The organism is Bacteroidota bacterium (genome assembly GCA_016713765.1).
GTDB classification, from domain to species: Bacteria; Bacteroidota; Bacteroidia; order AKYH767-A; family 2013-40CM-41-45; genus Pollutiaquabacter; species Pollutiaquabacter aromativorans.
Window position 1 is genome coordinate 830,831 of the sequence record JADJON010000003.1, and the last position, 13,439, is coordinate 844,269.

11 protein-coding genes are annotated in these 13,439 nt (G+C 57.4%); 5 read left to right on the forward strand and 6 right to left on the reverse strand.

Annotated elements, in window-relative coordinates; genetic code table 11:
• Nucleotides 1–29: 29 nt before the first annotated feature.
• From IPJ96_14390 to IPJ96_14400, 3 genes are all read right to left on the reverse strand, one after another.
• The gene (locus tag IPJ96_14390; protein ID MBK7911504.1) at nt 30–980 is read right to left on the reverse strand and encodes a DUF3883 domain-containing protein; all 951 of its coding nucleotides are present in this window, start codon (nt 978–980) and stop codon (nt 30–32) included.
• A 240-nt stretch (nt 981–1,220) separates the two neighbouring features.
• Nucleotides 1,221–1,715: a helix-turn-helix domain-containing protein gene (locus IPJ96_14395; protein ID MBK7911505.1), complete on the reverse strand. Its 495-nt coding sequence runs from the start codon at nt 1,713–1,715 to the stop codon at nt 1,221–1,223.
• Nucleotides 1,716–1,760: 45 nt separating this feature from the next.
• Nucleotides 1,761–2,270: a hypothetical protein gene (locus IPJ96_14400; GenBank protein MBK7911506.1), complete on the reverse strand. Its 510-nt coding sequence runs from the start codon at nt 2,268–2,270 to the stop codon at nt 1,761–1,763.
• Between the two features lie 267 nt (nt 2,271–2,537).
• Between IPJ96_14400 and IPJ96_14405 the strand changes: the two genes are divergently transcribed.
• The 4 genes from IPJ96_14405 (at nt 2,538) to IPJ96_14420 (ending at nt 8,060) form a co-directional block, all read left to right on the forward strand.
• Nucleotides 2,538–3,776 carry a T9SS type A sorting domain-containing protein gene (locus IPJ96_14405; GenBank protein MBK7911507.1) on the forward strand — a complete coding sequence of 413 codons (1,239 nt, stop codon included), beginning with the start codon at nt 2,538–2,540 and terminating at the stop codon, nt 3,774–3,776.
• A gap of 332 nt (nt 3,777–4,108) precedes the next feature.
• A complete protein-coding gene (locus tag IPJ96_14410) occupies nt 4,109–5,086 on the forward strand; it encodes a polyprenyl synthetase family protein (GenBank protein ID MBK7911508.1) in 978 nt (325 codons plus the stop codon).
• Nucleotides 5,086–6,090 carry an alpha/beta fold hydrolase gene (locus IPJ96_14415; protein MBK7911509.1) on the forward strand — a complete coding sequence of 335 codons (1,005 nt, stop codon included), beginning with the start codon at nt 5,086–5,088 and terminating at the stop codon, nt 6,088–6,090. Before IPJ96_14410 ends, IPJ96_14415 begins: the two co-directional genes overlap by 1 nt.
• Nucleotides 6,087–8,060 carry a DNA primase gene (locus IPJ96_14420; protein MBK7911510.1) on the forward strand — a complete coding sequence of 658 codons (1,974 nt, stop codon included), beginning with the start codon at nt 6,087–6,089 and terminating at the stop codon, nt 8,058–8,060. The genes IPJ96_14415 and IPJ96_14420 overlap by 4 nt, the downstream gene beginning before the upstream one ends.
• A gap of 9 nt (nt 8,061–8,069) precedes the next feature.
• On the opposite strand, the gene IPJ96_14425 is transcribed toward IPJ96_14420, so the two are convergent.
• The 3 genes from IPJ96_14425 to IPJ96_14435 form a co-directional block, all read right to left on the reverse strand.
• Nucleotides 8,070–9,572 carry a pseudouridine synthase gene (locus IPJ96_14425; protein ID MBK7911511.1) on the reverse strand — a complete coding sequence of 501 codons (1,503 nt, stop codon included), beginning with the start codon at nt 9,570–9,572 and terminating at the stop codon, nt 8,070–8,072.
• 64 nt (nt 9,573–9,636) lie between these two features.
• Entirely contained in the window at nt 9,637–10,014 is a 378-nt protein-coding gene (locus tag IPJ96_14430) for a YraN family protein (protein ID MBK7911512.1), read from the reverse strand.
• A complete protein-coding gene (locus IPJ96_14435; protein MBK7911513.1) occupies nt 10,011–10,925 on the reverse strand; it encodes an LD-carboxypeptidase in 915 nt (304 codons plus the stop codon). The genes IPJ96_14430 and IPJ96_14435 overlap by 4 nt, the downstream gene beginning before the upstream one ends.
• A 432-nt stretch (nt 10,926–11,357) precedes the next feature.
• Between IPJ96_14435 and metG the strand changes: the two genes are divergently transcribed.
• Nucleotides 11,358–13,412: a methionine--tRNA ligase gene (gene metG / locus IPJ96_14440; GenBank protein ID MBK7911514.1), complete on the forward strand. Its 2,055-nt coding sequence runs from the start codon at nt 11,358–11,360 to the stop codon at nt 13,410–13,412.
• The last annotated feature ends 27 nt before the right edge of the window (nt 13,413–13,439 follow it).

Below are 13,439 nucleotides of genomic sequence, written 5' to 3' on the forward strand. Positions count from 1 at the left end.
CATCAACAAAATAGTTGAGGATCACAAAACTATACAAAAGCTCGCGCAGCTTTCAACTCTTTAAACTTTAGTGCACTATTTCTCTTTTCATCAATCCAAATCTTTTCATTGTTGGAGTAACTGAAAATGTAGAGTGACGGATTAGTGAGAGCTTTCGATACAACACAAAGTCGATAGTTATTATCCTTTCTCTTTAACTGGGAATACTCATTATGCGTAAGCTGAACACTTATAACGTCTCCGGAAAGCCCTTTAACCTCCAACATCAATCTTGACCTACCCCTTGTAGCCTCTAAGTCCCATCCAACTTTTTCTTCCTCTACAGAAGATATCTTATACCCTAATCTCTGGTAATATTCGCATATTTTACTGATTGCAATTTTCTCGACTTTTCTCCTTTTCAAACTGTCCACCTGGAATGATGCACCAACACCTCTAGCCCTAACTTTCGGTAATTTCCCCTTGTTGATATAATCTAAGACTTTTGAAACATATTTTTTGTTATTGAAAGCATACCAAATATTTCGCTGCCCAAAACCACCTTTGCCTCTGGGGACTTCAAATATCCGTTCATCTTCCGTCAACAAAGTCGCCTTCTTCTGAGGGCACACTACTGAAAAAAGAATTTTTGATTTACGAAATGCACGAGGCTGATTCTGCATAGATCGATAAAGCGTGGCATTCTTATACCAGCCGATTATCACATTGCCACCTGTAGGTCTTGTCGCAGTCCAAACAACTGTAACGCCTTCAATAAAATCATCAGAACTGTCTGCTCCAAGTCTGTCAATATTGATATCTCCTTGTGCTGCGACGTAGCCAAACACTTGACCTTTAAGTGGCGAGAAGTTAAATATTTCGTGCCCCCATTTATTCTTTTTTATGTAGGCACCTCCCCCAATAGCGGTGTCGTTGCGCAATCCAGTATAGCTGCGCATCCAGGCAACGTTGAAAAAAATAATTTTTTTACCAGTACTCATCGGTAGTTAGATCTGCATGCTGAAGATAGTACATATTCTTAATTGCTGATATTTCGCCACGATTTTAATATCTCGCCTTCACATTCTTTACGGCATTCACCAAATATTTTCGATGTCGACTTCGATCCACCATTGAATTGAAAGCAACAAAGCACGCCCTCGATAATCCAGATGACGAATCCCAAATTTACAGGAAGATTTTTCGTCCAAAATAAAACCCAACTACACCTTTAAAACTACTCACGAATCCGCCTTCTGCAACACTACCTTTTGATAGTCGTACTTCCGGTACTTCCTGATCTTCTCCTTCTCGCCGGCCAGGTCGAGCAGCTCATTCTTGACCTGGAGGTAATACCAGAGCTCCGGCGGTGTATGCAGGAAGTGGCTCAGCTTCATGACCAGATCGCTGTTCAGCTTACGTTCGCCGGTGAAGTATTTGTAGAGGTTGGAATCCTGCATTTCAAAGATGTCCGCCAGCTCCCGTTGGCTGATCGACAGGGCCTTCAGGTACAACTTCACGAAATCGAGCACGCTCATTCTATGCTCGTGTGCATCCCGCTCGATATAGTCTTCCAGCTGATAGCGGATCGCGAGTAATTCATTCCGGAGTTTCCGCTCCCTGGACTGTTTCGCGGATTCGGTCAGGATATGTTCCCGAAGCTTTGACACTTTACCGGTTTCCCGGATGCGGTTAGCATCCGTTTCTTTGGTTTTCGTCTTTCTTGCAGTCTTCATCGTTCGAGTATGGTTCGTTGGTTGTATCAGGCTATCCGATCGCGATCACCGCAGGTACCGGTCTATCAATGCCTCTCCGTCTTCCGGGCTGATCACCAGGGTGGTCGTGCCGGCCAATCGCTTCGCTTTGTATTGGGTGCAATAATGCGCCATTAATTGGATCTCCTCTTTCTTGTCGGGCTCCTGCACATCGAAGGCCAGCCATCCCTTATAAGGCCCCTCTCCCAGGATAAAACTCAAGCGGCAGGCAAACGCGATCAGGCATCCGGCAACCCGGTCGTATCGTTTGCCTTTGCCCCGGTTATGCGGAGCAAGCTCGATGAACGCCATGTAGGGCTCGGTCTCGTTCAGCATCTTGTAGATCAGGCATCCTTCGATCTCCTCCGGCGACGCGTGGGTCACCAGCACATAGGTCCGGGCACCCTTCGCCTTCGCATGTTTTGGGAAGTTGAAGCGCCAACCTTCCTGAAGGGATGGCAGGCGTGTCCCCTTGTTGTTTTCCCGAATTTCTGCATCAACTTCCTTCCCTTCCTGATCCAGGAGCCTGACTCTCATACCTTAAAACTTGATATTTCCCATCCAATACGAATATACAAAATGTATAAGATTATACAAAATGTATCATGTTGAATTTTAGTACTGTCTTGATTATAAATACATTACAATCATCGTAGCAGCCCGCTTTGCTTCCAAAATACTGCAGTATTGCCGAACCAGGTAGTTATCCGTTGCTTCCAACGTGCACAACGGTTTCGATTATTCCCCATGGACCATCGCTCGCTGATTGGCAGTCAATTTCTCTACCTTAGTAAAAAACCCCCCATGCGTAGCCTGCTCGCCATTTCCGTTCTACTCCTCGCCTCCCTCCCCGCCTCCGCCCAGAGCGACACGCCCTGCAACGCTCCCCTGCTGCCGGTGGCGGAGGATACGTGCAGCTTTGTGACGGTGAACACGGCCGGGGCGCTGTATCAATCGGACCCGGCCAACGGCGGGCTCGCGCCCTGCGCGTTTCCGGGATCGCCGGATGTGTGGTACGCGGTGATCGTGCCGCCATCGGGCGCCATCAGCTTCACCACCCGCGAGGGCAGCATCACCGACGCGGGCATGGCCGTGTACGCCGGTCCCTGTACCGCGCCCGTCCTGCTCGAATGCGACGACGATGACGCCGCCGGCTTCATGGCCGTGGTCGATCGCAGCGACTTCCCGCCCGGCGATACACTCTTCATCCGTCTCTGGAAAGCGGCCGGCAGCGGCACGGGCACCTTTGAGCTTTGCGCGGTGGAGTCGCATGCCGACTGCCGCGTGGCCACGCCGATCTGCGAGACCACCCGCGTCGAAGGCAACGCCTACGGCCCCGGCTCCAACCAGGACGCCTTCGCCAACTTCTGCGATATCTCGGAGTTCCAGTCGCACTGGTTCACCTGGCGCTTCCTGAGCTCGGGTACGTTCTGGTTCAAGATCTTCCCCGACTCGGTGGCCACGGGCTTCTACCCCGACTACGACTGGCTGCTCTGGCAGGACAACGCCCCTGGCTTTTGCAGCGCGTTCAACAACAACCTGCCGCCCATGGCCTGCAACGGCAGCAGCTCCACCGGACCCAGCGGCGAAACCGGCCTCGATACCAGCGGCACCTCATTCTCCGTGCCGGCCGGACCGGGTAACCCCTTCTGCCCCATCCTCAACGTGAACGCCGGCGAGACCTACTACCTCCTGCTGAACAACTTCTCCACCAGCAGCACCGGCTTCACCCTCCGCCTCGGCGGCAGCGCCGTGACGGATTGCGACATCCTCACCTCCGTCGCCTCCGCGACTTCAACCACACGCAACAACCGCTTCGACTGCTACCCCGTGCCCGCGCGTGAGCGCGTGTACCTCCGCGCACACGTGCGCACCCAGGGCTACACCTACACCGTACTCGACCTCCTCGGCCGCACGATCCTCCCCACCCAAGCCCTCCAACCCGACACCTTCCTCGACCGCGCCACCATCGGCAGCGGCACGTTCTTCGTCATCATCGGGAATGGGGAGTGGCGGGAGGTTGAGCGGGTGGTGGTGGAGTGAGGGACGAGATAGAGTTGCGAGGAACGAGACCGAGACCGAGGAAGGAGGGACGAGGGACGAGGGACGAGGGACGAAGTAGAGTTGCGAGGAACGAGACCGAGACCGAGGAAGGAGGGACGAGGGACGAGGGACGAGACCGAGGGTTAGATGCGAGGAGCGAGGAGCGAGGAGCGAGAAAATGGATGCGGTTTCGGCTCTGGCTGTTACCAAAAACTATTCGCTAATCGCTATTCGCTATTCGCTACTTACTGTTCACTAAAAAAACTATTCGCTGTTCGCTATTCGCTATTCGCTAAGAAGCAAACCGCCAATCCGTACCTTTGCCGCCTGCTATGTCCCAAAAACTGGACGAAATAAAGGCGCCGATCGCGCCGGTGATGGAGGAGTTCGAACGGAAGTTCCGGGAGTCGATGAAGAGTCCGGTGCCGCTGCTCGACCGCATCACGCACTACATCGTCAAGCGCAAGGGCAAGCAGATGCGGCCGATGTTCGTGTTCCTCTCGGCCGGACTGCACGGACCGGTGGGTGATACCAGCCACCGCGCCGCCACGCTCATCGAGCTGCTGCACACGGCCACGCTCGTCCACGACGACGTGGTCGACGATTCCAACGAGCGCCGGGGCTTCTTCAGCCTGAACGCGCTGTGGAAGAACAAGATCGCGGTGCTGGTGGGCGACTACCTGCTGAGCAAGGGCTTGCTGTTGTCGATCGGCAACAAGGACTTCCGCCTGCTCGAGCTGGTCTCCGAGGCCGTGAAGGTGATGAGCGAGGGCGAGCTGCTGCAGATCGAAAAGGCCAGGCGGCTCGACATCACCGAGGACATCTACTACGAGATCATCCGCCGCAAGACGGCTTCGCTCATCGCCGCCTGCTGCGCCTGCGGGGCTTCCTCGGCCGGGGCGAGCGACGAGACCGTGCAGCAGATGCACCGCTTCGGCGAACTGATCGGCATCGCCTTCCAGATCAAGGACGACCTCTTCGACTACGGTCCCGAAGGCGTCATCGGCAAACCGACCGGCATCGACATCAAGGAAAGCAAGATGACCCTGCCGCTGATCCACGCGCTGTCGAAGGCCTCACAGGCCGACAAGAAGCGGATCATCCACATCATCAAGAACCACAACACGGACAACAAGAAGGTACGCGAAGTCATCCGCTTCGTGGAAAGCTCCGGCGGCATCACCTATGCCACCGAACGCATGTACCATTATCAGGAGGAAGCCTTCCGCCTGCTCGACACCTTTCCGGCCAACGCCTACCGCGATTCGCTCCGCAGCCTCGTTCGTTACACCACCGAACGCCCGCTCTGATGAACCTGCGCAAGTCGTACTACCTGCTGTCAACGCTGCTGTTACTCGGCGCGGCCTTTCTTGCCCTGTCGCCTTCGTTCGTGCAGCCGGATTTCATCCTGCCCAAGCGTGTCGATTCCCTTTTCGTCATTTACGAAACCGAAACGGCGCATCGTGTCAACCAACAAGCCGACACCCTGCCGCTGGCCGCGCCGCTCTTCAATCCCGGCGAACTGGGACTGGCGTACGAACAACTGCGCATCTACACCAGCGACAGCATCGTCCTGCACGGCTGGTATGTGCCCTGTGGGGACACGGCTGCGAATACCTTGCTGTTGGTCCACGACCTCAACGACAGCAAGCTGCGGCTGCTCGACGCGGTGAAACAGTTCCACGACCGCGGCCTACACGTGGCGGTGTTCGACCTGCGCGCGCACGGCGAGAGCGAAGGAAAGATCTTCTCGCCCGGCATGATCGCGGTGGAAGACCTCAAGCACGTGACCGACGCCCTGCTGCGACGAACGGAGACGAAGCACATCTGCCTGATGGGCTACGGGATCGGTTCGGCCATCGTGTTGCAGTCGGCGGTGGTCGACGGACGCGCCGACGCGCTCGTGTTGCAGAGCCCGTTCGCCAACCTCGAGAACTACCTGGCCCGCTATGCCTACGCGAAGTGGGGACGGCTGAAACCCCTTTGGTACCCTGTTTTCCACCGGAAAACGGAACAATTGCTGGGCCACCCCGTCGAAGCCATGGACCTGCCCCTGCTCGCCAGCGTGGTGAAAACTCCCACCCTGGTCGTGACCGGCAGCGAGGACGAGCTGGTCTTCCCGACCGAATCCCTGGCCGTTTTCGACTCCTCCGCCGCTCCGAAAAAAGACTTACTTTTGATACGCAAGGCGGGGCACCAGAACATCGACGAACTGGGCGGGGCGGACTATTACAACCGCATCGCCGCGTTCCTGGTGACCGCGGTTCCCAGAAAACAGCAGAAAACGCGTTTCAAACGACTGGCGCAGCTATGATCGCGCGCGAGACCATCGACCGGATCCTTGACGCCGTCCGCATCGATGAGGTGGTCGGCGATTTCGTCCAGCTTAAAAAGCGTGGCACGAACCTGCTCGGCCTTTGCCCGTTCCACAACGAGAAAACCCCTTCGTTCAACGTCAACCCGGTCCGCAACATCTACAAGTGTTTCGGCTGCGGCAAGGGCGGCGACGCGGTGAACTTCGTGATGGAGCACGAGCACTACAGCTACCCGGAAGCCCTGCGGTACCTGGCCAAGCGCTACAACATCGAGATCGAAGAAACCGCGCCCGACCCGCAGGAAGCGCAACTGCGCGACGAACGGGAAAGCCTCTACATCCTCAACAGCTACGCGCAGCGCGTCTTTTCCGAGCAGTTGTTCGAGGACGAGGAAGGCCGTGCCATCGGCATGTCCTACTTCCGTGAGCGCGGATTCTCCGAAGAAACGATCAAGACCTTCCAACTCGGCTTCAGCCGCTCCGACTGGAGCGCGTTCGCGGAGCGCGCGGTGAAGGAAGGGTACAAGGAAGAGTACCTCGAAAAGACCGGGCTGTGCATCCGCAAGGACAACGGCAAGCTGTTCGACCGCTTCCGCGGGCGCGTCATGTTCCCGATCCACAACCTGAGCGGTCGGGTGATCGGTTTCGGCGGGCGCGTGCTGAAGAAGGACGACAAGACCGCCAAGTACCTCAACTCGCCCGAGTCGGAGATCTACCACAAGAGCAAATCGCTCTACGGGATCTACTTCGCCAAGAAGGCGATCGTGCAGCTCGACAACTGCTACCTCGTCGAAGGCTATACCGACGTGATCTCGCTCCACCAGGCGGGCATCGAGAACGTAGTGGCCAGCAGCGGCACCTCGCTCACCAGCGAGCAGATCCGGCTGATCGGTCGTTATACGAAGAACATCACCGTCCTGTACGACGGCGACGCGGCGGGCATCAAGGCCTCGCTGCGCGGGATCGATCTGATCCTCGAAGAAGGACTGAACGTGAAGGTCGTCCTCTTTCCTGACGGCGACGATCCCGACTCCTATACGCGGAAGCACGGCAGCAGCTCGACGGTCGATTTCATCGAAGCGAACGCCAAGGATTTCGTCCTGTTCAAGACCGGCCTGCTGCTCGACGACGTGAAAAACGACCCGGTACGCAAAGCCGGGCTCATCCGCGACGTGGTGGAAACGATCGGTCACATTCCCGATCCGATCCTGCGTTCGACCTATACCAAGCAGTGCAGCGCCTTGCTCGACATCCAGGAGAACATCCTCGTTTCGGAGCTGAACAAGATCCGCCGGAACCAACTGAAGAAAGAGACCGGCGCACCGGAAATCGACGAGCTGTTGACGGTTACGATCGCGCCGCCACAGACACCGGCGGACGACCTTTCGACCGAAGCGCAGGAGCAGCACATCATCCGCCTGCTCGTGCAGTACGGCGAAAAGGCGATCGAATTCAAAGAGGACATCGAAGACCCGGAGCGGCCGGGGCATTACGTGCAACAGGTCCATCACGTCAGTGTGAGCCGTTTCATCGTGGAAGAGATCGCCCACGACGGGATCGAGTTCGAACATCCGGTGTACAACCGTTTACTGCGTCTGTACGTCGAATCCGCCAAGGCGAATCCCGATGCTTCACCCGATGTGGACCGCCTCATCCAGGAATCGGACGCGCCGGTTCGGGAAGTGCTGGTGGAACTGCTGAGTCCGCGTTACACGCTCAGCGACAACTGGGCCATCATGCACCAGATCGAGGTGCCGCTGGAAGAAAATCTGCTGCGGCAGCAGGTGGAACAGTCGGTGTACCACCTCAAGAACAAGAAAGTGATGCGCCTGCTGGAAGAAAGCCGTCAGCGACTCAAAGAAGCGCACACGAACGGCGAAGACTTCACCGCGCTGCTGGAACGCCACCAGCACCTCGAACGGGTGAAGCAGGAGATCTCCCGGATATTGGGGATCGACGTACTCCGATAAAATTTACGATCAGTCTTCCGCGTACTTGCGTCCGACCTGCATGTGCAGGTTGGCCACTTCGAGCGGCGTAAGGAAGCGCCAGCGACCGCGGGGCAGGTCCTTTTTGGTCAGGCCGGCGAAGACGGTGCGGTCGAGTTTCTGGACTTCGTAGTGCAGGTGTTCGAAGATGCGGCGCACGATGCGGTTGCGGCCGCTGTGCAGTTCGACCCCGATCACTTTGCGGTCGCGTCCTTCGCCCGTATAAGCGATATCGTCGACCTTGATCGGGCCGTCTTCGAGGGTCAGGCCCTTCGAGATCTTTTCGAAATCTTCCGGGCTGAGGTTCTTGTCGAGTTCGACCTGGTACACCTTCTGCACTTCGAAGCTCGGGTGCATGAGGCGGCGGGCGAGTTCACCGTCGTTCGTAAAGAGGAGTACGCCTGTGGTGTTCCGGTCGAGGCGACCGACGGGATAGACGCGTTCCTTGCAGGCGTTGGCGATGAGTTCCATCACCGTATGCCGCTTGCCCGGATCATCGACGGTGGTGATATAATCCTTCGGTTTGTTGAGGAGCAGGTACACGGGGCGTTCGCCGCGCAGCACCTGGTTGTTGTATTTGATGGTATCGGTGAGGCCGACCTTGGTACCGAGCTCGGTCACCACTTCACCGTTCACGGTGATGACGCCGGCGGAGATCAGCTCGTCCGCTTCGCGGCGGGAACAGATGCCGCAGTTGGCGATGAACTTGTTGAGGCGTACGCGACCGTCGTCCTCCTTCGGTTCCGCGAACTTGGAACGCTGGGGAGCGAAGCGACCGGCAGGCGATCTCTTCTTTTCAAATTTCTTCTTGGCGAATTTCTTCGCGCCGAATTCCCGGGGCGAGCTGCCGCCCTCGCGTCGTGAAAAACCGCCACGCTCGTCGTCGCGCTCGCGCGGACTGAACGAACGCTCACGCGATTCGGAGGAACGACCGCGCGGGCCGGAGGAACGTTCCCGCGATTCGGGAAAACGGCTACGGGAACCGGGTGCGCGCTCACGCGACTCGGTGGAACGACCGCGTGGACCGGAGGCACGCTCACGCGATTCGCCGGTACGACCACGCGGGCCGGAAGAGCGTTCGCGGGATTCGGACGAACGGCCGCGGGGTGCGGAAGAACGCTCGCGCGATTCATCCGATCGGCCACGCGGACCGGAGGAACGTTCGCGCGATTCTGAAGAACGACCGCGTGGAGCGGAGGAGCGTTCACGCGATTCGGAAAAACGCTCGCGGGAAGCGGGGCGTTCCGAGCGGCTGCGGGGAGCCGGTGCTTCCTCTTCCTTCACGTTGCGCTGACGACGCTTGCGGCCATCGGCATGAAAACTCGGACGATCGTTCTTGTTGGGATCATCTTCGAAATACTTCGGCCGGGGTGCGGGACGTGCAGTTGCCCGGGCAGCCGGACGTCCTTTGCCGCCACTTCTTGGCGATGAATTGCGGGACGCGCCGCGTGTACCTTTCCCCCTGTCCTGTCCGGAACCCCTTGAATTTCGCATGAATTTGAAGATGAAGCTGCAAAGATACGGAATCCCCGCGAGGGGCCCCGAAAAGCGCTGAAAATCAAATTGTCGGGTAAAACGCGTCTTCGATGTGATCGATCCGCGTGTACTCTGTGTTGTGCACGATGATGATGATGTCGAAACGGCTCGGCCGTTCCTCGTTGCGCTCTTTCAGGTAACCGTCGGCCGCTTTGATAAGCTGGCGTTGCTTCTTGAGCGGTACCAACTGGATCGGTTCGGTGAGGTAACTGCTCTCGCGGGTCTTGACTTCGGTGAAAACCAGCATGCCGCCGCTTTCGGAGACGATGTCGACCTCCGCACGATCGTACCGGAAGCGCCGATTGAGGATCGTATGGCCTTTCGACCGAAGGTGTTCGCTGGCGATCTTCTCTCCTACCTCCGCCAGTTCCTTCTCCCGCTGCGAGTTGGCTCCGCTCATGCCTGGAAGGTGAGTTCCATTTTTTCCGTCACGTTGAGCGTGACCTCCCGCCCGAAGATGAGCGGGTAGTTGTTGGGGATGTGACCGGCCGGGAAACCGTACACAACCGGGTAGTCGTACTCCGCCACTGCTTCGGCGATGATCTCCTCCGCTGTGCGGCCAAAGGGTGTGGGATTGTCCTTCATCTCCGTCATGCCGCCGACGATGAGTCCTTTGAGTCCGGCGAGCTTGCCGTTCCGCTTGAGGTTCATCATCATGCGGTCGATGTGGTAGAGGTATTCGTCAAGGTCCTCGAGGAAGAGGATCTTGCCATTGGTATCCGCATCGGAAGCGGAGCCCATCAGCGAATAAAGGATCGAGAGGTTGCCACCCGTAAGCACGCCGCTGGACTTGCCCTTGCGGTTGAGCTTCTCGAGGGCGGGTTGTTGCTTCGAACTGGAGTAACGCAGGCGTTGTCCGAAGAGCGCGTCCTTCAGCACCTGCAGGCACTGTGCGCTCAGCTTGGGCAGGTTGAGGCACATGGGCGCATGCAGGGTTTCGACGGAGCTGTGCCGGTGTACGTGGTTGTGAATGACGGTGATGTCGGAGAACCCGATCAGCCACTTGGGGTCCTTGTTGAACTTTTTCCAGTCGATGCTGTCGATGATCCGCACCGATCCGTAGCCGCCGCGGGCGAAGAAGACCGCCCGTACGTTCTTGTTGTTGAGGGCTCGTTGCAAGTCACCGGCGCGGTCTTCGTCGGTTCCGGCGAACTGCCGGTCGTCCTTGTACAGGTTCTTACCGGCCTGCACCTTCAGTCCCCAGGATTCGAGGATGCTGATGGCGGGACGCATCTCCGCTTTACTCACTTTTCGGGCCGTCGCGACGATGGCGACAGTATCTCCTGCCTGTAGGAAGGGGGGTCGGGTCATTCTTGTATCTTTGCGGCGCGAAATTCGGGAATTTGGGGGGATAATTGGTTGCAGAAAGTAGGGAAAGTGAGGGAGAGGGGCGAGGGACGTGGGGCGAGGGACGTGGTAGAGTTGCGAGGCGCGTGACCGAGACCGAGGAGGGAGGGACGAGGGACGAGGGACGAGTAACTAGTAACTGGTAACTAGTAACTAGTAACTAGTTACTAGAAATTAAAATAAGATCGTCTCACTCATTCTTCTGGAATGCTGAAAGCCAAAATCGAAACCTGATCCTAAATCCTGCCACCAGAAAGAACCAATAAAACCAGTTACTAATTGCAAGTTTCTAATTACCAACCACTAATTACTAATTACTAATTACTAGTTACTAGTTACTAGTTACTAGTTACCAGTTACTAGTTAATAGTTCCCTCTCACCCACCGCTCCGCTCCATGCCCCACCACCTCATCACCGCCGCCCTGCCCTATGCCAATGGTCCTGTTCACATCGGGCACCTGGCGGGGGCTTATTTGCCTGCCGACGTGTATGTGCGTTACCTGCGGGCCATGGGCGAGGATGTGGTGTTCATCTGCGGGTCCGACGAGCACGGCGTACCGATCACCCTGCGTGCGCGGAAGGAAGGCGTCTCGCCGCAACAGGTGGTGGACAAGTACCACGGCATCATCCGGCAGAGCTTTGCCGATTTCGGCATTTCGTTCGATATCTACGACCGTACCTCGTCTCCTATTCACCACGAGACGGCTTCGGATTTTTTCAAAACACTTTTCGGGAAAGGCGAATTCACCGAGGAGTCGAGCGAACAATACTACGACGAAGAAGCCGGCCTCTTCCTGGCCGACCGTTACATCACCGGCACCTGTCCGAATTGCGGCAACACCAATGCCTACGGTGACCAGTGCGAGAAATGCGGCAAGAGCCTTTCGCCCCGTGAGCTGATCAACCCGCATTCGCAGCTCAGCGGCAAGCCGCCGGTGTTGCGTCAGACCAAACACTGGTACCTGCCCCTCGACCGCTACCAGCGCGAATGGCTGGAAAAATGGATCGACGGCCACCGCGACGACTGGAAGCCGAACGTATTCGGTCAGTGCAAGTCCTGGCTCGACCAGGGGCTGCAACCGCGCGCGGTGACCCGCGACCTCGACTGGGGCGTTCCCGTTCCGCTGCCCGACAGCAAAGGCAAAGTGCTGTACGTCTGGTTCGACGCGCCGATCGGCTACATCTCCGCGACAAAGGCGCTCTTCCGCCAGCGCGGTGACGCGAACGGTTGGGAAAAGTACTGGAAGTCGAAAGACGCGCGGCTCGTGCATTTCATCGGCAAGGACAACATCGTTTTCCATTGCATCATCTTCCCGGCCATGCTGCACGCGCATGGTGGTTATGTATTGCCGGAGAACGTTCCGGCCAATGAGTTCCTGAACCTCGAAGGCGACAAGATCTCCACCTCCCGCAACTGGGCGGTGTGGCTGCACGAGTATCTGCAGGACTTCCCCGGCAAACAGGACGTGCTGCGCTACGCGCTTTGTGCCACGGCGCCGGAGACGAAAGACAACGATTTCACCTGGAAAGATTTCCAGGCACGCAACAACAGCGAGCTGGTCGCCATCCTCGGCAACTTCGTGAACCGCACGCTGGTGCTGACGGCCAAGTATTACAACGGAAAAGTTCCTGCCGCGCACGCGCTCAGCGATGAAGACCGCGCCTGCCTCGAAGCCATTCAGGCAGCGCCGGGCAAACTGGGCGATCTCATCCGTCGCTACAAATTCCGGGAAGCCCTGTTCGAGCTGATGAACCTCGCGCGACTCGGCAACAAGTACCTGGCCGACAACGAACCCTGGAAGAAGCAGGCGACCGATCCGCAACGTGTGGAAACCATTCTGCACGTCTCCCTGCGCATCACGGCCGCCCTCGCGCGTCTGATGGAGCCCTTCCTGCCGTTTACCAGTGAGAAACTGCACGGCATGCTGAACCTCGTGCATGCGAAATGGACGGCTGCCTGGGACGAGACTCTGTTGCCTGTTGGTCACCAACTCGGCGAAGCCGGCCTTTTGTTCGAGAAGATCGAAGACCCCGCCATCGAAACGCAGGTAGCACGTCTGCAGGCCAGCAAGGCGGCGAATGAAGCCGCCAGTGCAGCGGCACCGGCCGTGAGTCCGCAGAAAGCGCCGACCTCCTTCGATGACTTCCAAAAGATGGACATCCGCATCGGTACCATTCTCGCCGCGGAGCGCGTTCCGAAGACGGAGAAGCTGCTGAAGCTGACCGTGGACACCGGCATCGATCAGCGTACGGTGGTTTCCGGCATTGCCGCACACTACGATCCGGAAAAGATCGTGGGGCAGCAGGTGACCATCCTCGTGAACCTTGAGCCGCGCAAGATCAAGGGCATCGAATCGCAGGGCATGATCCTGATGGCCGAGAACGCGAAAGGAGAACTGGCGTTCCTGCAACCGACGAAAGCGGTGGAGAACGGCGGTACGATCTCCTGATCCCCGACGGATCGTATCAACTTATTC